Origin of the sequence: Flavobacterium sp. UW10123 (assembly GCF_040538975.1) — a bacterium.
In the GTDB taxonomy this organism is placed as follows: domain Bacteria; phylum Bacteroidota; class Bacteroidia; order Flavobacteriales; family Flavobacteriaceae; genus Flavobacterium.
This window is the reverse complement of the sequence record NZ_JBEWQE010000018.1, coordinates 26,294-52,319: the sequence shown is the minus strand read 5'-3', so window position 1 is coordinate 52,319 and position 26,026 is coordinate 26,294. Positions and strand designations below refer to the sequence as shown.

General features: G+C 35.3%; 8 protein-coding genes. 1 reads left to right on the top strand and 7 read right to left on the bottom strand.

From position 1 onward, the window contains the following. Position 1: 1 nt before the first annotated feature. Positions 2-805: an OmpA family protein gene (locus ABXT06_RS19170; RefSeq protein ID WP_354592183.1), complete on the top strand. Its 804-nt coding sequence runs from the start codon at positions 2-4 to the stop codon at positions 803-805. Between the two features lie 77 nt (positions 806-882). Here ABXT06_RS19170 and ABXT06_RS19165 read toward each other — a convergent pair whose 3' ends face one another. The 7 genes from ABXT06_RS19165 to ABXT06_RS19135 all read right to left on the bottom strand — a co-directional run bounded on the left by ABXT06_RS19165 (position 883) and on the right by ABXT06_RS19135 (position 25,961). Next, on the bottom strand, positions 883-1,329 hold the full coding sequence (locus tag ABXT06_RS19165) for a GNAT family N-acetyltransferase (RefSeq protein WP_354592182.1): 447 nt from the start codon (positions 1,327-1,329) through the stop codon (positions 883-885). A 142-nt stretch (positions 1,330-1,471) separates the two neighbouring features. Next, positions 1,472-2,113 carry a DUF1579 domain-containing protein gene (locus ABXT06_RS19160; protein WP_354592181.1) on the bottom strand — a complete coding sequence of 214 codons (642 nt, stop codon included), beginning with the start codon at positions 2,111-2,113 and terminating at the stop codon, positions 1,472-1,474. A gap of 220 nt (positions 2,114-2,333) precedes the next feature. Then, positions 2,334-3,302: a DUF4837 family protein gene (locus tag ABXT06_RS19155; RefSeq protein WP_354592180.1), complete on the bottom strand. Its 969-nt coding sequence runs from the start codon at positions 3,300-3,302 to the stop codon at positions 2,334-2,336. Between the two features lie 46 nt (positions 3,303-3,348). Further along, positions 3,349-5,160 (bottom strand): LysM peptidoglycan-binding domain-containing protein, encoded by a 1,812-nt coding sequence (locus tag ABXT06_RS19150; protein ID WP_354592179.1) that lies wholly within the window; start codon positions 5,158-5,160, stop codon positions 3,349-3,351. 110 nt (positions 5,161-5,270) lie between these two features. After that, the gene (locus tag ABXT06_RS19145; RefSeq protein WP_354592178.1) at positions 5,271-6,458 is read right to left on the bottom strand and encodes a phosphoglycerate kinase; all 1,188 of its coding nucleotides are present in this window, start codon (positions 6,456-6,458) and stop codon (positions 5,271-5,273) included. A 158-nt stretch (positions 6,459-6,616) separates the two neighbouring features. Further along, complete coding sequence (locus ABXT06_RS19140) at positions 6,617-7,597, bottom strand: PorP/SprF family type IX secretion system membrane protein (RefSeq protein ID WP_354592177.1); 981 nt, start codon at positions 7,595-7,597, stop codon at positions 6,617-6,619. A 43-nt stretch (positions 7,598-7,640) separates the two neighbouring features. Beyond that, the gene (locus ABXT06_RS19135; RefSeq protein ID WP_354592176.1) at positions 7,641-25,961 is read right to left on the bottom strand and encodes a T9SS type B sorting domain-containing protein; all 18,321 of its coding nucleotides are present in this window, start codon (positions 25,959-25,961) and stop codon (positions 7,641-7,643) included. Between the last annotated feature and the right edge of the window lie 65 nt (positions 25,962-26,026).

Here is a 26,026-nt window from a genome sequence, read left to right as displayed (position 1 = left end):
AATGAAGATAACTCTAGCCCTGATTCTTTTTTCATATTGTACAGTAACGGCACAACAAAAACCTGTTGAAACTATTTACTTTGAATTTGACAGGTATGATTTAACAGACAAACAAATTACTGTTGTTTCAAACTTTATAAAAAACATAGACACAGCAAAAGTTGAGTCTATACAGATTTATGGCTATTGTGATGATCGCGGAAATGATGAGTATAACTTTAGATTGTCTAATAATCGGGTTAATACGATTCAGAATCTATTAACTGCGAAAGGATTTAAACAGAGTAAAATTGTTATTCTTGAAGGAAAGGGACGTGTTGTTGTAAAAGCAGATACGGTAGAGAATCTGTATGAGACACGCCTCAGAAATCGGCGGGTTGATTTAATCGTTGTTAAGAAAAATAGTTTTGGAAAAGGGGTTTATACTTCCTTCAAAGACAATTTAAAAGTAGGCGATAAAATATATCTAGAATCTATTTTATTTGAAATTGGAAGCGCTAAACTAACCAACAATTCTAAAAAAGAATTGGATAAAATTGCAGTTATACTTCAAAATCACAGAAATCTATATTTTGAAATTAGAGGCCACGTCTGCTGTACACCAGAAATTTACAGCGACGGAATAGATAAAGACACCAAAGAAAGAAGACTTTCTTGGAACCGCGCCAAAACTGTTTTTCATTATTTAATGTCCAAAAAAGTATCCAAAAGCCGCATGACGTATATTGGATGCGGCAATCGATATCCTTTAGGAAAAGGTGATAATTATGATCGGCGGGTGGAATTTGTAATTACTAAGATCTAGTTTTTTTAAAGGTTCTAAGATGCTGAGTTGCTAAGGTTCTAAGTTTTTTGCTTATTGGAATGTGAACATTCTTTTAATCATTCTCGAACCATTTCTATATGCGGAATATCATCTTCTAGATACATTTCACTAGTTTGAACAAAACCGTGACTTTCGTAGAATTTCTTTAAATATAATTGCGCGCCAATTGTAATTTTATCTTGTCCAAAATTGGATTTAATTCCAGCTACGGCTTCACGCATTAATTCGTGTCCCCATTTTCTATCTCTATAATTGGCGTCTACTACTACTCTTCCGATTGAAGCATTATCAAAACTAATTCCTGCGTCGAATAAGCGCGAATAGGCCACGATTTTACCTTCAAACTCTCCAATTAGATGCAAAGCTTTCTTGTCTTTGCTGTCAAGATCCAAATAAACGCAGTTTTGCTCTACTACAAAGATTTCACTTCTTAATTTGAGTAAATCATATAGCTCGTGAACAGTTAATGCCTCAAAAGGCTTTATTTTCCATTTTAATTCCATTCTTGCTTTTTTTTGCCACGAAGGCATGAAGACGCTAAGTTATATTATTTTTTTAGCTCGGCTAAAGTTTCTAATAGAAATCGAAAAGGCACAAAGCTATATCACTTTGTGCCTTTGTTTCTTTGAATCTCAAATAGAAAAACTATTTTTTCGTCATTACGATTTCCATGCTTTTATATTCTGTTCCGTTTTTTGTATCGTACATTTCCATTTTTCGGGTTTTAGCATCTACAATGGTGTAAACTTCTCTATACTTGGTATTTTTAGCTGTTACTGGATCGGCCATTTCTCCATTAAATTCTATACTTTTTGTACTTTCATTATACTTTCCTGTGCTAGTCATCATTCCAGTTCCCATATTATCAATAAATGTGGAGATGTATTCTTTGCTAGCATTATTATAACCAACTGTTCCTTTACCCTCAAAGGGCTGTCCCATCATAGTTCCTTTATAAGTTGCTTCTTGAAAACGTCCACCTAAAATCATTTTGATTTCGGCCACAGAAGTTTCTTTTTCAGGTTTTGCATTGGCATCAGACCAAAATGTCATATCGCAATTCCATGTACCCACCTCATCAGCCAGCATTTTATGCGGATCTCCTGGTGTTGCATATTCCTGCCAAGCTTTCATCTGTGCCGCAGAATCTAATGGTGCTTCTGTAACAGGTTCTTCTGTTTTAATAGAATCTGTTGCTGCTGGAGTTGCTACTTCTTCCTTCACTTCTTTTTTACAAGAAATAAAACACAGGGTTATTATTGCTAAGGTTGCGGTCAATTTTTTCATAACTATTTGTTTTTATGTTTGTTATAAATAAAAGTACGAAAAATTTTGTTTGTTTTATTTTGTTTCATGTTTCAAATTGATATACTTTGGCCATTTAACCGCAAAGTTCGTAAAGGATTTACGCAAAGGAGACTAAGCTATATTGAGAAGGTGAAGTTCTCTAAGAAATACGCACATTTAATCGTGAGATTTTGAAACCTCAAACTTGAAACAAAAATCCTTAGCGTTTGTCGATTCTCACTGTTTTTATGATTGCTTCAAGTTCTAACATTAGATCACGTTCTTGATGTGAGGGTGAATAAGAGAATCCTTCAATAACCAAAACTCGATTAAAAGTTGGATCCATTATTGCATAATTGATAAATGGCCCGGTCATGAAATCATTTTTCAACTCCCATGTTCCCTTTGTTTCAAAAGCTTCTTTATTGTCCAACATTATTTTTGAAAAATACGGCGCGTAAGCTTCACTTGTAATCATTTGTGTATTGGGTTCGCGTCCTTGAATATATTTACCAATCGAATCACGCATTTTGACAATAGCATTTACAACATCTTTTTTCTTTGTGAAGTTGTAAAGCGGAATCTGGTAAATTAATAAACTAGTATTACCGCTTATAATTTCTTTTTTAAGCCAGATGAATTTCTTTTTATGCAACATGTATTCATATCCTGTCGGGATTTGAATGTTGATGTGAAATTTGTTTTTTATGATGGCTTTATTTAGCAATGAAGCACTGTTATCTTCTTGAATTTTTTGGATTTCGGCATCGTGAATAATTTTTATTATTTGCGGTGCGTTCAATTCTAGACTACAAATAATGTCGTCAACAGATTTTCCGTAAATGCGAAAAGTATTGTGAGGTAATGTTTTGCTTCGAATGATTTCGAATTTATCTGTAGGAGCTTTTTTGACTACAATAATGCTTCGGCTATCTGTCACAAAACCTTCAAGCAATCTAGCAGGATATTGATTTATGGTAAAAAGCGGTTCTTCTTGGGTAAGTCCAAGAACTGGTGAGGCAAATTTATTTCTGATGCTATCGCCTACTTCCCCATACCACAATTGGTCATCAATAATGACCGAGATGGTGTTAGTTTTTCCAGAAACTGGTTCGTTTTGTTTTTCACTTTTGAAACAAGAAGTCAGGAAAAATGGAATTAATAGCAATAAAAAATGGGTTTTATTCATTTTTTTAATTTATGAAATAAAACCCAAATTTAATAAGATTATTCTATTATCCGTTTATTTTAAGTTTCATTCCCGGTTTAATATCTTCATCTTTAATACCATTCCATTTTTTAATATCTGAAATTGTTACTCCAGGATATTTTTTAGAAATGCTATATAAAGAATCTCCTTTTTTAACGTAATAATCTTCACTTACATTTTTAGAAGGTGCTTTTTTCTTGAATGAATCAACCGAGTTTGATGCAATTGCTGTTGAAGTTGGCTCTTCTATAACGATCGCTGCTTTAGAAATAATTAATGTTTTTCCTAAACCAATGTTATTTGAAGTTAAATTGTTAAGTTCTTTTAACTCCACAATAGTCGTACCGAATTTCTTTGCAATGCTGCCTAAATTATCTCCAGCCATTACAACATAGTCCATATCTACGGCCGTTTTCTCTTTATTCTCAACAGATGCAATTGCTTGTTCTTTGTCTACAGCAGCGGGAATATTTTTACCAGGAGTCTCCTCTTCTGCCTTAATTTTTAGGCTTCTACCAATTGCTACAGCATTTGTTTTTAAGTTATTCCATTTTTTAATATCCGAAATACTTACGTCATACTTAGCGGCAATCGCTCCTAAGTTGTCTCCTTTTCTAACTTTATAAAATTCAAAATCACCATTATCAACCGCTGCAGGTTTTACGACTGCAGGTTTAGCTTTTGGTGCGTATTTTACAGCTAATCTAGAAGAAGTGGCTCTAAAGTCTTTATCATATTTTACGTAAGCATAAATTTGTTCTTCGTTTGAAACAAATGTTGCTACTTTATCTTTTGGAAGTCTAATAAAATGTTGTTCTCCTTGGTAAAAAGGCACAACTCCCATTTTATAAGATGGATTTAAAAGCTGAATCTGAGATTGTGGCATATCTAATAAATCGGCAATCTGTTTGAAAGACATTTGATTTTTGACAGCTACTGTATCGGTTTCAAAGTTTTTAACTACAGCTCTTTCTGGATTGATTCCGTGCTCTTTATGGTATTCAAAAAGGTACATTGTAGCTAAGAAAGCTGGCACGTAACCTTGAGTTTCTTTTGGAAGATAATTACGGATGTCCCAATATGAAGTTTTTCCGCCAGAACGACGAATTGCTTTGGTAACATTTCCTGGACCTGAATTATAAGAAGCTAAAACCAGTTCCCAATCACCAAAAATATTGTACATTTTGGTCATGTATTCTGACGCTGCAGCTGTAGCTTTAAGAGGGTCACTTCTTTCGTCGATATAAGAATCGATTTTAAGTGCATATTGTTTTCCGGTTCCGTACATAAACTGCCAAAGACCCGTAGCGCCCATTTTAGAAACTGCTTTAGGGTTTAAAGCAGATTCTACAACGGCTAAATACTTTATTTCCAAAGGAACGTTCTGTTTGGCAAAAGCGTCCTCAAACATTGGGAAATAATATTCTGATAAAGCCATTAATCGAGAAAACGATTTTTTACGGTTCTTAAGAAATGACTTTATTATATTTTCTAAACCTTGATTGTATTGTATCTCAAAAGGTGATTTCTGATTCATCGCCGCCAAACGCTGTTTTAGCAGTTCGGTTGGAAGTTCTTCATCAACAGTAACATCTTTGTTAATGGTTTGAATGTCTTTGGTCAGATCATCATAAATATCCAGACTTACTAATTCGTTCATCCATAAACTATCTACTTTGGTAGCAAGATCGTTCTTTTTGAATGTGCTTTTAATAGAATCTAAATATGAAAGCTTAACCTCTGGCTTCAGTTCAACGTCTGTCTTTGCCGTTTCCTGTGCACAGACAGCCAACGAAAAGAAAGCCGAAACCACTAATGATAATTTTTTTACAATCATATAACATTATTTTAAAATTCTGTAATTCAAACAATTACAAGAGTTGTATTTTTGCAAATCTAAGCCCTTTATTGAAGAAAACTGTTTAAAAAAATGTTAATTGTGATTTTTTAGTCTAAAATCGCTGCGATTCCAGGTAAAATTCTACCTTCTAACATTTCAAGCATAGCCCCGCCACCAGTGGAAACATAGCTCATTTTATCTTCAAATCCGAACTGTTTTACTGCTGCAACAGAATCTCCACCACCAACTAATGAAAATGCTCCATTTGCTGTAGCTTCTGCGATATAATCACCTAATGCAATTGTTCCTTTAGAGAACGTTTCCATTTCAAAAACTCCTAATGGACCATTCCAAAGAATTGTTTTTGACTCTAAAATTACTTTTTTGAAGTTCTCTAGAGATTTTGGACCTGCATCTAAACCTTGCCATCCGTCAGGAATTGCAGTTACATCTACAATCTGAGTATTTGCATTGTTTGAGAAATCGTCTGCCGCAATAACATCAACAGGAATATGAACCTGAACTCCTTTTTCTTTAGCTAATCTTAAAATTTCAAGAGCTAAATCTAATTTGTCATCTTCGCAGATAGACTCACCGATTTTTCCGCCTTGAGCTTTAATGAAAGTAAAAGTCATTCCTCCTCCAATAATCATGTGATCTACTTTATCTAAGATATTTTCGATAACAGTAATTTTAGAAGAAACTTTAGAACCTCCAAGAACAGCAGTTACAGGTTTTTCACTGTTTTTAAGAACTTTATTTAAACTGTCAATTTCTTTTGCCAATAATGTTCCGAAACATTTATCGTTTGGAAAAAATTGTGCGATAATTGTAGTAGATGCGTGCGCTCTGTGAGCAGTACCAAATGCATCGTTTACATAAATATCTCCAAGAGAAGCCAATTCTTTAGCGAAAGCTACATCTCCAGCTTCTTCTTCAGCATGAAAACGTAAATTTTCTAATAAAAGAACTTCGCCTGGTTTTAAATCTTTTGCTGCAGTTTGAGCTGGTTCTCCAACGCAGTTTTCAGCAAATTTTACTTGTACTCCTAAAATATCAGAAGCTGTTTTTAGAATATGTTTTAGAGAGTATTTCTCTTCTGCTCCTTTTGGTCTTCCAAGGTGCGACATTAAAATCACACTTCCACCTTGTGCTAAAATAGCATCAATTGTTGGTTTTGCCGCTTCAATACGTGTTGTATCTGTTACATTAAAATTCTCATCCAATGGCACGTTGAAGTCAACACGGATAATTGCTTTTTTATTTTTAAAATCGAAATCGTTTAAAGTTTTCATCTGCTAATTTTTTTAATTTTTTGAAAGAATAACAAATATAGAACTTTTACAGTAGTCTAAATTTCAAAAAAGCAAAAATAATCCATTAATAAAAACGAAAACGTTGTAAATTATGAAAACAAACAAAATAATTCTTAAAGATGATAAAAATTATTTGTTTAATCGTGAACAGGACTTTGTGTACAAGGACAGTTACTGATTGATTGCAAGAAGTCAAATCCAATTGTGATTGAATGTGTTCCTGAATTGTAACTTCCAAGGCCATTAAACATTAACTGATAAGAGTATGCAAAATAGAATTTAGATTTCATAAAACCAGCCATTGGTCCCATTGCCAAAGGTTTTGGAAATTGGTCGTTTAAGAAACGGTAAGAAACTCCGATCCAATAATAATCTTCGTAACGGTTGTAACGTCTGTATTTGAAGTTAAAATCGGTTGTAGAACGTCCATCACTTGCAAAATACTGCAAGAAAACAGATGGTTCATATTCTATACGTCTGTTTTCACCATCTTTAAAAGTGAATCCAGAATATACTTGAAAGTTAGAAAGCAGATCTGGTTCGTTTACTCTTTCAAGACTAATATTCTTTTTCAATACGTTATTGGCATTGAAACTAAAATAAAATCCTCTGTTACGATACAAGGCACTAATATCAAAGTTATTATTGGCGCTATAGCGATTATCTGTTGGTTGCTGTCCACCAACTGGCGGGTTTCCATTACTACCGTCATCAAAATTTCCTGTTTCAATTCGGAAACTATTAAAGTTGTAAGAGATACCAAAAGATAAATACTGCTCTGTACGATAATCTAAAATCAAGTGGTGAGCGAAAGAAACTTTGGCTCCTGTTTGTCTTGTATTACCGTTACTATCATTATACAATGACAACCCAACTCCCGAACGATCTAATACACGAAAATCTGCATACAATGATTGGTTATCTGGCGCATCTTTAATTCCGACCCACTGCGTTAAACCGTTGGCTCTAATACGGAGATTATCTCCAATACCAGCATAAGCAGGAGAAAGAATAAAAGGGTTATCAGCTAAATACTGCGTAAACACTGGTAGGTTTAACTCTTGGCTGTAACTTGTTGTTACAGCCATGAGTACTAAGGATAAAATAAGCTTTTTCATTGTATTAATTTTTTTAGATAACATCATTGGGGCTATAATTTTGTTATCTGTATAGTGTGAAATGTCCAACAAACTCTCTTGGATCTTTCGGATCATTTAATTTAAGAACATACCAGTAATCTCCTGTAGGCAATTCTTGTCCATGATATCTACCGTCCCATTTTCCACCTACACGGTATTTCGCAACTACTCTACCATATCTGTCATAAATATCGAACGTTAACTCTTTGTATGCTAGTGCTCCACAATCTGGACCAATTGTAGTACCAGTACTACCGTTTGGTGTAAAGTAGTTTGGCATACAGAAGTCATAGAACGTAGCAGGAATAATCATTTCAAACGTACATCCATTTTTATCTCTTACGATAACTTTATACTTGTCTGTTTTATAGATTCTATAACTGTTAGATGATGTAAATGCTTCGTCATTGAAACTATACTCATAAGGAGCAACTCCACCAACACCTTGAACAACAATTGTATTGATGTCTTTGCTTTGGTTTGTTAAGTTTATTGCGCTTAACTCTGCCACTGCATCTACTTCAAATAAATCTGTTGTTACCTCACATCCGTTTTTATGTTTTACCGTAATGTAATGAGGTCCTGCAGCAACATTTGTGAAGATATTGCTAGGTTCGAACGTTCCATTATCCAAAGCATAAGTAATTAGTGTTGGATCTGTATTTGACTCATCTATTTTAACCTCAACCATGTTTGCTTGTGCATTGTTCACACAATCATAGAAAACTTTTACAGTAGGATTAAGTGTTACTGGTAATGGTACATCAACTTCTACTTCCTGAGGACAGTTTCCGCCATCTTTCACAAATACTGTATAAGTACCACCTGCAAGATTCGCGAATGTATGTTGTGTTCCGTTAACCGGTTGATAAGTACCATTAATATCATTTAAACTAACCATATAAGGAGGTGTACCACCCGCAATGTCAATTGTAAATGCACCATTAAGTTCTCCAGCGCATTGTTCAGGGAACGTCATTCCAGGAGTTTCCACAACTGAAAGTGGTGCATCAGGTTGTTTAACCTCAACTACTTCACTATCATAACATCCATGTTCATCTGCCGCCATAACAGTATAGAAACCAGCTTTTAATTTCTCAAAAATATTACTGTCAAAGAATTGATCGTTTCTTGGAGAAATAGAATATACATACTTCCCTGTTCCTCCTTTACCAATTACTTCAATTCTTCCATCATTACCGCCAAAACATTTAACTGGAGTAGGGATAAATTCGGCTGAGAATGCTTCTTGAGGTTGCTTAATTGTAACATCCTCTGGTAAAGTTTCGCAATCGCCACTTTTCACAATTACTTTATAATCACCAGCTAAAAGCTTATCAAATCTGCCTTGTGGCTGTGGTCCTTTTAGTACGTTTCCTGCACCGTCTAACAACGTGTATTGGTAGTTTCCTAATCCTCCTGAAGCATTTGCTACAATTACTCCAGTTGGTTCGTCACGACATAATACTACTGCGTGCTCTATATCTAAATTAGCTAACAATGGCTCAAGCGGGTCAATTGTAATTTCATTAGAAACAAAATCAACACATCCGTTAGCATCCTTCACATAGTATTTGTATACACCAGGAGTAACATCAAACGAAACAGAACTTGTAAATGGAACTGTTGAATACGTTACATCATCACTACTATAAGTGTAAGGAGGTGTGCCGCCCTTAGCGCTTAAAGTAAGTTGAGTCTGTGTAAGACAAGTCATTTTTCTAGTTTCAGCCAAACTTGGTTTAACTTCAGAAGGCTCATTAATTGTTATAGGAGCTGATTCACCAACGCAATTGAATCCGTCAGTTACAGTTATCGTATAAGTTCCTGCTCCTAAACCAGCAAATGAAGGTGTCTTTTGAGGTCCTGAAGATCTTACAGGAGTAACTGAAGTAGTATTTAAAGTATATAAATAATTACTTCCCTGACCGCCTGTAACCGAAGTAGCAGTAATAGTCGCACTCATATCTCCATTACATAATAATAATGTTTTGTCTGCCGAAGCTGTAACGACAATTGGTGTTGGAACTACTAAAGTAACTTGATCAGTATCAATACAACCACCAGCATCTTTAACAGAAACTGTATATAATCCTGCTTTTAATCCTGTGAATACGTTTTGAGCAGAAAAATCTACTGTAACTGGACCATCTAGTTTATATAGATAATCTCCTGACCATCCGCCTTGAGCGCTTATACGGATTTCTCCATCATCATTACCTGTTACACAAGTAATGTCTTTTTTAGACGCTAGAATTTCTAATTCTGTTGCTGGTCCGCTGATGCTAAATTCAGTTTGAACGTCACAGAAAGGAGAACCTAGTAATGTTGCAACAACAGTATACTTACCTCTTTTTAGGTTCGAAAGTTTTAATTCTGTTGTTGTAGTTCCTCCATTTATAACTGTTCCAGATTCGTGTGTAATCACATAACTAAATCTACCTGCGTCATCTTTTGGAGTTGGAATATTATCAACTAACGTTAATGTAATTGCTCCATCTTCATCACTATAACAAGTAAGGTTTTTAATTTCAGAAGCTACAAATTTGAATGTGTTTGGCTCGTTAACAATATAGAATTTTTCAATACTACATCCCGTTACCGGATTAGTCACAACAATTTTATAATTACCTACTTTCAAGTTAGTCCATGATCCATCTAGACTCGTTGTAAGAGGATATGTATTACCATCTATTCCAACAATAGTATAATTTAAAGTTGGTAATGTTCCTGTTGTAGCGATTGCAGTTACCTGAATAGCTTCATCGTTTATACAAGTAATTTGCGTAGCAACAATTTTTAAATCAGCAATTCCAATATAAGGATCGATTGTTACTGTAGCGTAAGTACCCTGACATCCATTAGAATCAAATACATTCACGATGTAGTCACCACCTAAATAATCAGTCTCGGTGTATGTGTTTCTATCATCATTTTGTACACGAACTCCATCTCTCAAGAATTCATATCTGATATAATTAGTTGAACCACCTGTCACAGAACCAGGCGCTACAGTAATTGTAGCGTTACCTGCAGTATTTGTTCCTGAAGAACAAACGTATTGTGTAACTGTAGGTTTAGCAACAACCATTAATGGTGGCTGACCAACTGTAGCTGGTGCTGTTGCAAAACATCCTCTTCCAGAAGTTACCGTTACAACGTAATTACCAAATGGTAAGTCGTTGAAAATTGGGCTATCCTGAGGTAGTCTGCTTACAGGTCCAGAAAGACTATATCTGTATTTAGGATTATTATTTGATGTTGCGATTGTTACAGAGATACTACCATCAGCATAACCATTACAAGATGTAGGAGTCGCTGTTGCAACAATTCCTGTAACATCAGTTGGCATATCTATTGTTTCTTCAATCTCTACCTCACAATTTGTATTAACATCTCTTACTTTAAAAGTATATTTTATTCCAGGAGCTAATCCTGTAAATACCGGGCTTGTACTTGTATTAATCCAATTATCTCTTGTGTAGACATAACTTGGAGTTGGCACTTTTCCGCCAGAAGCGAATAAAGTGATTGTACCATCGGCAGCTTTACAAGTAGGCATTTTTGTAACCTCTGCACGTAACGCAAGAGGCTCATAAATTGTAACTGCAGCAGGAGCTGTTGTTGTACACTTATTAGCATCTCTTACCGTTACAATATAATTTCCTGGAGCAGTAACAGTAAAGAAACTAGCGCCTTGGAATTGTACTCCGTCTAAACTATATTCTAGAGTACCGACACCATTTGCAGTAACGTCGATTCTGTAACCTGCAGCATTATAACATTGACTTGCAACCGCAACATTTGTAATTGCAGGTTTTGGATCTAATGAAATATTTACTGTTTTAAACTTAGGACAACCGTTACCATCTTTTACATAAACATCATACGAATCAAACAATGGTGCTATTTGAGTTGTTGCAAATGTTTTAGTGTTTGAAGATGAATATTGACCCGCTGTTGGAACTGTTCCTGCTGGTACGAAAGCAAATGTAAATCCTGAACCAGGAGTTCCACCTACAATTGTAGAAGCATTAGCAGTAATAACTGCTCCAGTTGTCCAACAATTTTGGTTTTTAACATCAACAACCATATTCGTTAGATCTAATACTGGCGGTTCAGTGATGTTTACATCAGCAGATGTAATATCACAGAATGGATAAGCCGTTTCAGTAATTACAACTGTATACTTAGCTCCCGCTGAAAGTCCGAAAGGAATTGTAAACGGATTTGCTGTTGCAGTAGTTCCAGATCCTGAAGCACCTGTAACCGCTGCTCCATTGTTGTAAACCTGATAGGTATATGGACCGCTGTAATCTACAATATTGAATGTGATTTTACCATCGCTTAGACCATTACAAGAAACTGACGAAGAAGCATTTGCAATAACTTTAGCAATATTGAATACTGGTACTTCGTAAGGATCAGTTGTAATAGAACATGATGTTGTCAAGTCAGTTATTTTAAACTGATAGAAATGACCAACAGTTGGAGCTAGATAACTAAATGTATTTCCTGTCACAGCATATGGGCCACCGCTTAATAAAACGCCATCCTGATATACTTCATATTGGAAGTTCGCCGGACTTGCTCCGCCATTGATTACAACATTAATAACTTCGCCACCATTGTTACAAGCTGCTCTTGTTCCTTGTGTAACTGTAGGTTTTTTCAATATTGGGAATGGATCCACAGTAATCTGAACGTCAGCAATACATCCGTTTTTATCTCTAACATAATATGTCAGGTTTTGAACGCTTTGGTTATCAACTACTGTAAATGTATTGCTTGTTTCCCATTTTGTTTTGTTATTACTATAAGTATAATCTCCAACTAAACCTGTACCTGCACCAAATTTACCAGTAACAGTAACAATCGTTTCGTTAATACTTGTTCCTGTACAAGTAAATTTTGTAGCCTCAGCTTCTGCCACAACTGCAACTGGAGGATTAATCACAACGCTTGTTGGATTATCACACATTCTGTCAGATATAACATTTACTGCATAAGTACCAGCACTTAATCCTGTAAACAACGGATTGTTTACTTGTGTTAATACTAAACCAGTAGTAGGTGCCGTACGTTGAACAGTGTATGTGTACGGTGGGTTATCATTACTTGTCGGTAAAGTGAATAAGATAGAGCCATTATCAACATTTCCTTGAGTTCCTGAACAGTAAGGAGACGTTGGAGTTGCAGTAAACGTAACTGCAGTTGGCGCTACCATATTCACTGTACTAACTGGAGTTGGACAGTTATGAGCATCATACACTACAAAATCGTATGTACTTGTAAGAGGAGAAACAACTGTATAATCAGAATATGTTCCGTTTACAAATGGAATTGGAGCAGAAGCTATACCTCCATTTATGGCTACAGTGTAGCTATAAGGTGCATATCCACCAGATGCTTTTACTCTAATTGTACCTTCAACTATACCAGTACAGAAAATATCTTTTGTTTTTTCTGCTGAAGAATAAAGCTGTCCTTCAATTGTAGTAATTGAAGTAGTACCAGTACATCCAAATTTATCTCTAACTGTAAATGTATAATCTCCTGGAGTTAAATCAGTAAATGTATTATTATTAATTTGCCATGTCTGACCACCATCAATACTATAATCATAAGTATCTGTTGGCAATGCGAAAGGCGATGTAGATGAAGCAATTACTACAATAGTTGCTTTATCAGCATTTGTATAACAATAATCTGTTGCAGGGTCGATACTAGCTATTGGAGGAACTGGTGTACTCAAATTAAATGAATCAGTCACCTCACAACCATTAGCGTCTTTTACAGAAACTTTATAAGATCCTGCAGGCCCTACTTGGTCAAGATTATCAAACTTGCCATCTTTATTTGTTACAACTGTTAAATCTGGCTGAGTTAAAGTATAGGTGTAATCACCCCAACCATCTTTAGCATTTACTACGACAGCTCCCAAAGTAGTACAACCTAATGGTGTAACAACTAATGGATTTAAAGCTAATGCAGCCGTTGGCTCTTTAATAATTACTACGTTCGAAACAGAAGGACATTTTGGATGACCCGTTTCTTGAATGTGTACTGTATAATTATTTCCTGCAGGTAATCCGAAAGGAATAACAAATGGATTTGAAGTAGCAGTATCATGAGAACCGTTTCCTAAAGGTACTGCAGTCAATCCATCAAAAATTTGATAATCATACGCTCCTGAATAACCAGCGATGTTGATTTGGATAGTTCCGTTATTATCTGATATACATTTTACATCAGAAAACGTAGTAGCACTTACGTTAATAAGATCGAATACAGGAACCTCATAAATGTTAGTTAAAATCTCACAACCTGTTTCATTATCAATAATTTTAAACTGGTACTTACTACCCGCTGCTGTAGCATTATAAGTATATGGTGTTCCAGCAGAATTTGTAAGAGTTGTATAAAAAGCTCCGTCAATTGAAACTTGATATGTGAAATCAGCTGGAGTTGATCCTCCAACTACATCAATTTGAATTACTTCTCTACCGTTTTGACAATCAATTTGAGATCCTGCTAAAGGAGATCTTTTAGCTGTAGCTGAAATTAATTTTGGTAATGGGTCTAATGGTGTAACTAAACCACTTGTCTCATAAATACATCCATTAGCATCTTTCACCCAATAATGAGGGTTTTGAATACTTCCTATTTCAGGCAGTTCAAATGTGTAATTATCGTCAGCTGGTATACTATTACTTGTAAAATAATTAGTACCATCTTTACTGAAAGTATATGTTCCGGTTCCTGTACCACCTGCAGCTGCTACAACAACTGTAGTTTTAGTAGGGTCAACTACACAACTAAATGGTGTTGCAGTAGCGGTTGCATAAACCGCACTTGGAGCAGGTACATTAGCAGGCACCTCAAATTCACAACCTCTAGAAGAAATAACTTTAACATTATAATCTCCTGCCGTTAAACCTGTAAAATAATTATTATTAACCTGCGTAATAGCCGGTCCCGTAGGCAATACGGGTGTCAGGATAAATTTATAATCCGGGTTGTCATTAACAGCTCTTAAATTAACCGTAAGAGTTCCGTTATCATTTGTTCCTTGTGTACCATTACAATCTACTGGAGTTGTCGTAATATCACCTGGAACTAAATCTACAAGAGTTGGTACAAGTAAATCAACAGTAACTGATTTAGAACAAGTTGTGTTTAAATCCCTTACCGTCACGGTATAATTACCTGCTGCTTGACCTATAAATACAGGATCGTTATTTTGTACAACATCTGGAGTAACTACTGTATTATTTTTTAAAGTATATACAAAATTATTTGGTGTAAATCCACCAGTTACAACAGCAGTAATTGTGCCGTCAGTATCTCTACATGTAGGCTCCGTAGTAAATTTAGCTGTTATGTTTAAAGGTACAGCAATAGGGTTTAATATTACTTTGTTACCGCAACCATTAAAATCTCTCACTTCTACAGTATGGTTTCCTGAATGAAGATTCGATATAGAAAATGACGTTGAAGGCATTGGCTCAAAATCAAGACCATCTAAACTATAAGTATATGGAGCAATACCGAATGTTGTCATATCAACATCGATTACAAAAGAATCTTCTGCAGCACAAACACTGTTTACAACAGCTTTTATCACTGGAGTTGGATCTAATTCTACTTCAACAAACTCTACCTGAATACAGCCATTTGCATCTTTTACATAAACTAAATAGTGACCAAATTCTTTATTAAAAGTACTGCCAGTATGAAGAGCTGGATCGAAAGATGCAGCAAGTGCAGCATCAGTCACAGGTTTATCTGAACCATCAATTACACCAGCTACACCTGTATCTGGGAAAATTTGATATAAATAAGGCGCTGGAACTGTTATAGTTTTTGTAGGATCCGATGGATCAACGACTACTTTGGTAACCGTTCCTCCTTGTCCAAAAGCTTCAACTATACCTTGATCATTTCCACAATTATCATGTTTAGGAGAACTAACCGATAATGTTAAAGGAACAACTGATTCACTAATCGTAAAAGTTTTAGACGTATTCATACAAACTACAGTTGAAGTATTATCCAACTCTGTAAATAAGATATAATATGTCCCTGGAACCAACGGTCCTACATTGGTTGCCGAATTGCTTGGTAAAGTCACAGTGCCACCAACTGAAGGAATAACAAGTGTATTACTTTGCGAATTATAAACGTCGTATTTAACTGCTGTTGTTGTTGGTTGTGTGCCAGTAAACGTGAATGAAACATTTCCGTCTTTGGCTCCCTGACAAGTTACATTAGCAGGTGTTACGTTAGTTTTTAAAGTAGACGAAGTCAATGTCGCAGCTTCTGCTTGTTTAAAGAAATAACAATCTGTTGCTTCATCATAAACGATAAACGAATAGGTAACACCCGGAAGTAAACCGTTGAAAGTTGATTGTGTATATTTCGGATCTGCAGGATCAGTTGAATCTGCATCTTGGTAAGATCCCATATTATCCGCGTATTTGTATGGCGGTGTAGAACCTGAATTGATCGGATAAAGAGCAAAATGATAAGCTCCTCCAATAATTGGTGTATTTACAGTCACAATAAGACTTGCTGTTGTACATGATTCTGTTCCTGCTTTAACCTCAATTTTTAAATCTTCTGGTTTTGATGCCATTGGGATCGTTTTGGTAATAGAACAGCCATTTTTATCAGAAACCGTTAATTGATAAATACCAAAATTTAAAATATTAAAAGTATAATCACCTCTAACATCTGAGATTGCATGTGGTGCAACTTGCGTTGGCTCTCCAACATTATTTGTCAAAGTATAAGTAAATGGTCCTAATGGAGCTGTATCACTTGAACCTCCTATAAAATTCTTAACTGTAATAGATCCGTAAGATATTCCGCTACCACTAGTATCACAAGTCATAGGTTTAACATCAGCATCGAATTCAATTTTCTTTGGTTGTACAATAGTTGTCGTTTTCTCAAGATAACAACCTTTATCATCCGTTACTCTTACTGTATAATCGCCAGCTGGAAGACCAGTAGTTTGTGCGCCATAAGAGGTAGATGTTGTTGTATTGTAAACAGAGATCGTATAAGGAGCTACTCCTTTTGTTTTGTCAATTGTTACTGTAATAGAACCCGTTGCATCTCCGTTACACAAAATAGTTGAATTAGGAGTTAACGTAAAATCAGGATCTGTTCTTGGCCCTACAACAACGGTAGATGTAAGGCTACATTTAGCAGCCGATGCATCCGTTAAAGTAAATATATAAGTTGTATTTCCAACTTGCGGAGGATCTACAGGATCTGTATAAGTAAAGGTTGTACCTGTTACCGGTATAACTGTTGGATCTAATACTCCATTTTTAGTTACAGTATAAGAATAATTAAGTTTCCCTCCTGAAATAGTACCTTTTATTTCAGTATTCTGAGTAAGACAGTTTGCTGATTTACTCAAAGTAGCTTTGAATTTCAATTCAGATTCAATATCTATTGCTGACAATGGTAAAATACAACCTGTAGCCATATCTTTTACTTTAACAGTATATTTTCCTGGCTCCAAATTAGGGAAAGTACCACTACTTTGATAAATACCATCATTGATATTGTACATATAAGTTGGAGATGGAACTGTAGGTGTAACTACAATTGTAGCTTTACCAACTGAATCATAACATAAATCCGAAGCTGTTAAATCGATACTTGCACTTGGTAATACTTTTGCATCAACACTAAATGTATCAGTAACAGTACATCCGTTTCCATTCAAATCTGTAACAGAAATACCATAATTACCTGACTGAGTTATATTGGCAAAAGTTGAATTTGCTTGAGGTCCAACTACACTTCCATCAGGTTGAGTAAGTGTATATCTATTGTTACCCCAACCTCCAGTTGTATTAATAACTATTTTACCATTGTTTGGTGAACAAGTGATTGGAGTAATCGTTGGTGCTATAAGAGCCAATGGATTTTGCGGCTCTTTAACTTCAAGAACCTTTGTTGCAGAACAAGTAGTTCCTGAATTTGTAACTTTAAATGTATAAGTATCTGCCGATAATCCAACATAATCAATAACATTTCCTGTTTTTGAAGATTGAATAATTGGTACAAGTGCATTTAAGCTGTTTCTTAGTTCATAAGTATAGGTTGCACCTACATTACCAGAAACTGTAAAACTAAGTTTACCATCTGATGCACCTTTACAGATTACATTTGAAATCACTGAACCATTAGCAATCGGTAATTCAACTTTTTCAATTTTGTAATCTCCAGTCGTTGTACATTTATTAGCATCTGTAACTTTAAAAGAATAATTACCTGGAGCTAAGTCTTTAAATACATAAGACTGAGCCGTTACACCAGTTGCAACAGCAACTGCTGGAGCTGGAACTGCATCTGTAGATGTAATTTCAACTCTAAATGGTCCCACACCTCCTGAATAAGATACTGTTAAATCTGTATCTAATTCTGTAGCCTTACAAGAAATAACATTGGCTGGTGAGAAAGCCATATTTGATGGCGGATTTAATGTATTAACCACCGGTGAAACTAGAACTCTATAAGGGCAATTATTTGCATCAAATACATCAACTGTAACTGGACCAGAAGTGGTAGTTGTGTAGGTATTTGATGTTCCTGCTGGTAAAACTCCGTTGAAACTGTATCTGTATTTATCAGTTCCGCTATATGGTGTTCCTGGCAATAATACCGTAACTGTAATAGTAGCAGCTTGTGTAGCATTTGAAGCTCCACAACTTAATGGTACGCTAACTTTGGCTTCAGCAGTTAATTGTGGCGGGTTTGAAACAGTCGTTTTTGCTGTTACAAACTGACATTTTTTAGAATCCGTAACTCTAAACCAATAATCTCCAGCCGTAGCATTAGAATATGTCTTACTAGTCATGGTACTAAATGGTCCTGCAGCAGAAACTGTTGAAACTTCGTAAGTGTAAGGTGCTAATCCTGAACTAGCGTTTACGATAATAGAACCATTATTTCCATTATAACAAGTAGGATTTGTTGGTGTCGTTGTAGCTGTTGGAGATACTCTCGCCGCGATATTTTGCGTTAAAGTAGTTCTACATCCTTTACTGTCAAATATTTCAAATTCATAAGTTGCAGCTGCAGCACCTGTAGTTGTTTGGTACGTAAATGTAGTCGCACCAGCACCTACTGGAATATTAGAACCGGTAAATCCACCGCCATTTGTACTTACTCTATAGCTATAATCTGGATAACCATCTTTTATAGAAACTTCAATAATTGCATTTGGGTTTGTAGCATCACAAGTTAAATCTTTTACTAAAGGATTTAATTTCGCTGATATTGGTGAATTAATTGTTGGTACAGTTAAATCAGTATAACATCCTGTAGAAGTATCAGTCACTCTAATCGTATGGCTAATTCCTGGAGTTACTCCTGTAAAAGTTCCATTGTTTTGAGCTGTACCGTTATCTAATTTGTACATATAATTAGGAGCACTGTTAGGCGATACTACAATTTTTGCTCCAATACCTGTAACACAGAAATTTGAGTTTGTAAGATCAATGCTTGCAGTAGGATTAACCTTATCATTAATAGTAAAAGTTCCTGTTACAATACAACCATTTAAATCTTTTACAGAAACAGAATAGTCACCCGCATTTAAATTAGAAAATACATTTGTTGTTGTTTGAACAATCTCTGTTCCTGCTGGAGATGTAGGTTTAACTGTATATTCATAAGTTCCCCATCCTCCGACTACATTAATTGTCGCTTTTCCTTTATTATCACAAGTTACGTGTTCTAATGTTGATGGATTTAATACCAATGCAGCAGGTGGCGCCGCAATCGTAACTGTTTGAGATTGTTTACAAGTTGTAGCCGTGTTTGTTACTACAATTGTATGAAGTCCTGCACTTAAATTTGATACAGGAATCTCAAATGAACTTCCCGCTGCAGGAGATGTCCCACTAACTGGTGCTAAAGCATCTACTTTATAGCTATAGTCAACATTGTTTCCTAATCCTGTAACTGTAAAGATAGCAGAACCATCTGTTGAAGTAGAACAACTAATATTATTCTTAGATGTAGAAGATACTGTGAATACTGGCAATGAAGGTACATCAAGTATTTTTTCGTACACACAGAAATTAGCATCTCTAACTTCAAAAGTATATGTTTTACCTGCTGCCAATCCAGTAAAAGTATTACTAGTTTGGTAAGTAGACGTACCTGGAGGTACTGGAAGTTTAATTCTATATTCTAAACCTGTCGTAGGTACAGCAACTCCTGCAGCATTAACAACATTTGTAATCGTTACATCTGTTGTGTTGCTTGGACATTTTACAGCCGTTGGCGTAAGTGTCATTCCTTTTGGAGGATTCAACGCATTAATAGTTCCAACAACTTTTGTTATTGGACATGATTTACTGTCTGTTGCTGTTACTTCATAAGTTCCTGCAATAGTTAAATTATTAAATATACCTGTAGTATTAGTTTCTATAGTAGCGCCAGTAGTTGTATTTTTTAATACATAAGTAAAACCACCGTTTCCGTTACCTGCGCTTGCTGTAATAGTAGCCGCATTAGTGGTACAATTATAAGGCGTTGAAATAGAAGCTGTAAGTGTAACAGCAGCTGGTTGGGTTACATAGAAAGTATATTGTTGTTGACATCCTAAGGCATCCTCTACAATATAAGTATATTTTGTACCGGCACCAACAGAACCTGGTAATGAAGCATGGCGAACAGGTGTTGTTGTTACTGTTGTAAAAGCTCCTGTACCATTAAATTGGATTTTAAATGGTGCGACACCATTTTGTGGTGTAATATCAATATAACCGTCTCCCTTGCCGAAACAAGTAACTGGGTTTACTGTGTGAGTAGCAGTAACCGGAACTTTAGCAAGCACTTCTTTTTCTACAGTAATAGGACAACCATTTACGTCTTTAATTGCAAACACATAAATCGCAGCCGTTGTAGCAGAATAAGAAAATGTTGGGCCAGCAGTAGTACCATTATTTACTAGTACTACACCTGTTCCTTTATTTGTAACAGTATAAGTATAAGGTGATGTTCCGCCATCTATAGTAACATCTATAGTAGCATTTGCAGCAGTACCTGTTTTACAAGATAATGGAGCAGAAACATCCGCTTTTGCTGTGATTGCTTTATTAATTGTTTGACTTACTGCTATAGCCTCACAATTATTATGGTCAGAAATTAAGAAATCATAAGTTCCAACAGCTTTTGCTGTATACGTAAATGTTGGACCGTTAAAAGTTGGACTTGGATCACTGTATGTATTACCTCCATCTGTACTAACCTGATAGCTGTAAGGGCCAACACCTCCGCTTACTTTAACTGTAATTTTAGCGTTTGTATTATCAAAACATAATCCAGAGTTTGGAACTATTGCCGCAGTCGGCTTTTGAGGGCTAGCAATAACTAAATCTGTATCTCTTGCATCTAAACATCCATTAGCATCTTTTCCTGAAACTGTATAAGTTCCCGGTGGAATATCCGTTAGAATTAAACTACTTGGGAACGTCTTAGTAAATGCAGAGTTTTTATCCTTAATAGTAAGTGTATAATCTGGTGTACCTCCAACAGCCGTTGCTGTTACCGTGGCACCAACTTTACAAGTTGCTGTACCAGCCATAGCGTCTACAACAAATGCCTGTGGAGTTTTAACAACCGTTGGAATAGTAAAACTACAAGAGGCAGCATTATTATCATAACGAACTCTAATATCATAACTTCCCGCTGGTTTGTCATTAAAATCAAGTGGAGATGTCATAGATTTTACCCATGTTGGAGTGGTAGCAGAACCGTTTAATGTATACCAGAATCCTTTTGTTGGATCAAAGTTTTTAGCTACAATACTGAAGGTACCGTTTGCATCACCTTTACATAAAACTCCTTTTAGATTTGTTACTTCAGCTGTAAATCCTTGTCCGCTTTGAACTTTTAGATTTAAAATCTTATCCTGCAAACATGATTTTGGCAACTGACGTACCCAAATATCATCTATTACTAAATCGTTTCCATTAAATACTTCACTTCCTGAACGTACCACAAAAGTTAAATTGGTATTTGCTCCAGGATTTAGTTTAATACTAATTGGAACCCATTTTTTTCTATCAGGATGATTTAAACCAGGCGCAATTTCACCCGTATTATCTCTCGCTACTACATTACCTTTAGAATCAATTAATTCAATTCTAATAATTGGAGCCGCACTATTATAAGTAGGCATTAATAAATTTCCTACATAAAAGTCGACAATAACATCTTGATTAGGTATAACATCTACAATTGGTTTACTGTATAAAATACCATACTTTCCAGCAGCATTACCAACATTTACTAATAAATATCTACCATTAGGATCTCCTGTGTTATCTAAATTATTAGGGTTTGTAGTATGATCTTTATAGTGGAACCAAGCTCCAGAATTATTACTACTTGGGTCGTCGCCTCTCCAGAAGAAACTCGCTACAGAATATTGATTATCTTCAACAGATTGACTAGGAACCCCATAAGGATCCAAACAAGTAAAAGGTTTCGTTGTTCTCTGGTCATTAAAACAATATGCTGTTGCAATTCCTGGTGCTGTTGTTGGTGGTCCACTTCCAAAATCTTCTTTTAATAAATTACTAAAAGTTGGAGCAGATACTAAATTGTATTCTACTTTAATTTTATAATCTCCAACCGGAATATCTTTAAAGATATTAGCCGGAGAATTCGTATTTAGAGTATAAATGTAATTAGAAGGGTTTGCCGGATCTGGTTTACCTAAATAGTAAGAATAGCTATAATTTGGGTTTGCATCAGCATTTACCGTTACTGTAGCTGTACCTTCTCCTTTACAATTATAAGTTAAAACAGGCTCACCAAACATAGGATCAGCCGGTTTTTCTTCTAAAATAATACCTGACATTGGGAAAATACACCCAGCCGCATCTTTAATATATAATGTAATAGGAGATGTGCTTGGGTTTATGTAAGCAAAATTCTCTTTAATATAAGTAACTCCTCCATCAAAACTATATCGGTATAAATCTGGTGCAGGAAAAGGCACACCTCCTTGAGGATTAGTAATTCTTACCATTCCTTGTTTAGTATTCCCTGTCGGGCCACAACCAGATAATTCAGCAACACCTGCAGAAGCGCTTAGTGTAGCTGATGGTCCTGTAATCTTAATAGTTTTTTCTGGGTCACTACAATCTACTCCGTTTATTGTATATTTTACAGTAACTTTATAATCCCCAGCTGGTAAACCTGTTGTTGGTAAAGTTGTATATGCGCCGCCAGCAACACCAGCAACACTGTAAGAAACAGTATAACCAGAATCTGCAGGAGTAACTGTAATCGAAATTTCTCCTTCTTTAGCGTTGTAACAATTTAAATTTTTTGAATTTATAGTAACTGTTGGTTTAGCAATAGGATTTACTGAAAATGTCGGAATTGTATAGGTACAGTCATTCTTGTCGACAACTTTAATAATGTAGCTGCCTCCTGGGTCTTTAACCGTAATTTTATTCTCAGAAACATACGGTTGCCCATTTATAGAGTAAGAATAAGGTGCAGTACCTCCTTTAGCATTTATTGTAATTTCTCCATCTGAACATGCCGTTAGTGATTTTACATCATACGTAGCAGTAAGCTCATCTGGCGCAACTATTTTTACATCGCTTGTATTGGTACAACCATCAGAAGTTGTTACAATAAGTTCATAATCTCCTGCAAGTAAATCAAATTTTGTTTTATTATTAGAAACTGGTCCAACACTTTGAACTGTTGTAGTACCTTGTTTAATAACAAAAGTATAATTTGGATTTACATCATTTGCAGCAACCTCTACACTACCTTTTGCACCAGCGCAAAGAGGTTGTGTTATCACTTTCTTAACATCAACATCTCGTTTTCTAATAAGAATGTTTTCAACTTTAAAATCACATGGAAACGTTGTTACATTAGTTTGTTTAATATGTACGGTGTAAGAACCTTCAGCGCTAATCGGAAATATATTACTTGTCTGATATGCTCCTATAGGCCCATTAGGGTCTTTACTGATTGCATACTCGTATCCAGCGGGAACATCTTCAATGGTAATACTACCATTTGTTGAACAAATAATATCGGTGTGTTTTTCTTTTGGAGTTAATGGATTCTGATAAACATCAAAATAAAAACGATTGAAACAAACTCCGCCTTTATAAGTAACGGTTAATCTGTATCTTCCTTTCGCATTTGCAGTATAATCAGATCCTCTTCCTACTTCCTCCCATTTACAAAGCTCACTCGGATTTCCAGTACTTGTCAATGCATCGTTTGGACAGTTTTTTCCTGTTGATACTGTACAGCTACCTTCAATGAAACGTTCCCATACTATACTGGAAGCATCTGTGATATTTGTTTTTATTTCTTTTTTATCATTACCACCACACAAATAAATGTTTGGAAATGGTTGACCAGTATCAGCGCAAATTACTTTTTCACTTGCGAATTCTAAAACAGGATTTGTAGTTGTACTTTTAAAACGAGTTACCACAAAAGATTGAGAGATAGATCTACAAGGTGCTTGTGCTAAGTTATACACATAATATGTTCCTTCTTTACTCACAGTAAATGGACTTCCTTCACCTATTTTATTGGTCATTTTGGCATCACTATACCATGTGTACTTATCATATCCTTTTGCAGGAATAAGATCTACAGTATCTGTACATAAAGTTACATTCTCTGTATATTGACAACCATCTACACCTACTAAAAAGTTTGTAGCTTTTGGTGTTACAGCACATCCTTCCGTTGAGTTAACACTTCCTTGAGGATCTGTTTCATCGATTGAAAAGTTGGTGTTTTCCTTTCCTTTATAAGTAGCAAAAGCTTGGTTGTCGATACTGTTAGAGCAAGCCTCACTCAGTGAATGACAATCAGGAACTACCTGAACTTTGAAAGAAATTTTACTAATAGTAGGATTATTCTTTGTTACTAATTTAGGATCTGTTACCTCAAAAACAATTTTTCTTGTAACTGGATCATAATCTTTTTTAACTTTAATTCCATCTGGCAATGGAAGTAGGTCATTTTTTTGATCAAAAATAACGTTTATTGGCAACTGATCAGTAATAACTAATGAAGTTGCATCGTCATTACCTTTATTTTGAATCGTAATTTCATAGACCAATTGCTGACCAAGAGTCACATTCTTTCCTCCAATATCTTTTCCTTCTGTGTCTTTTACAATTTTTGTCAGAGCAATTTGAGGGGCTATAACTTCTACGTTAAAAGCGTTAAAATAAACACCATAACCATCTCCGCTGGTCGTTAATTTTAAATTAGCTTTAGTATCTCCATTTTTAATAATAGCGTTATCCGCATTATTCAACTCAATAATACCCGCATCAAAACCAAGCGTATTTGTACTGGCTGGCGTTCTTGCAAGATTGTGTCCCGAAAGATTATTAATTACACTACAAAAGAAATTGTTTTTTGCACGTTCGGTAGTATAAACCTGCGTACCATTTACAGAGTAAGTATCTCCTGGCGTATTTTTATCTCCCTCTAAAGCTGCGAAAGCTAATTTTACCTTTACATTTCCTGTTGGAATGGTTTTAAAACCTGAAACTGAATAAGTCAAAGGATCTCCATTAGCTTGAATCCAGCTAAAACCATCATAAGCTGTAATATATTTTGCACTTGAGTTTGGATCTTCATAAATAACAAACAAGGACCACCCTGCTGCATATCCTCCGTTAGATAATTTACCTCGAGCAGAATTAATATTTGCAACAGTGTATTCTCCTTCAGGATTTTTTGAAGCTTTTAGTAAGTCTGTTACATTATAGTAATAAGCATATGGTATTTGATCACCATTTGTAGTCTTAGGATTACCAGTGTAATAATCATAAATTACCGTTCCAGTAATATTATTATAAGTTGTTTCGTTAGCAAGCTTAAACTTTATATTACCTAATTCACTGCGTTTTACAGATTTGTCATCTAAAGAGGCTTGTGTATAAACACCAGACCAATACAATCCAGCATACACGATATTATAACAAGCTCTACTCGCATCTGGCACCTTTAAAGTTGCAGAACTTGAACTAAAGGTATCAGAATCATTGTCAATATCAATGTATTGCATGTTCTCCGCGTTATTATCTGTACCTCCAGTAAAAGCATCGTTTGCATACTCTTTGGCTTTACCGTTATCTCTATTAACAATACTATTACCAATAAGCATCATATCTCCTCTAATACTTGTCTCAAACCTTGGCTTAAAATCTACAAAGGTTTTTTGTCCAAGCATTAGATAACTTTGCAATAAAAACAAAGTCAATAAAAACAATCTTAAGTTAGTAGGCTTTCTCATAATCTTTTTTTTGTTTACTTACATTTTATCCTCTAAGGGGCATTAGTGAATAAAAAAATTTGTAT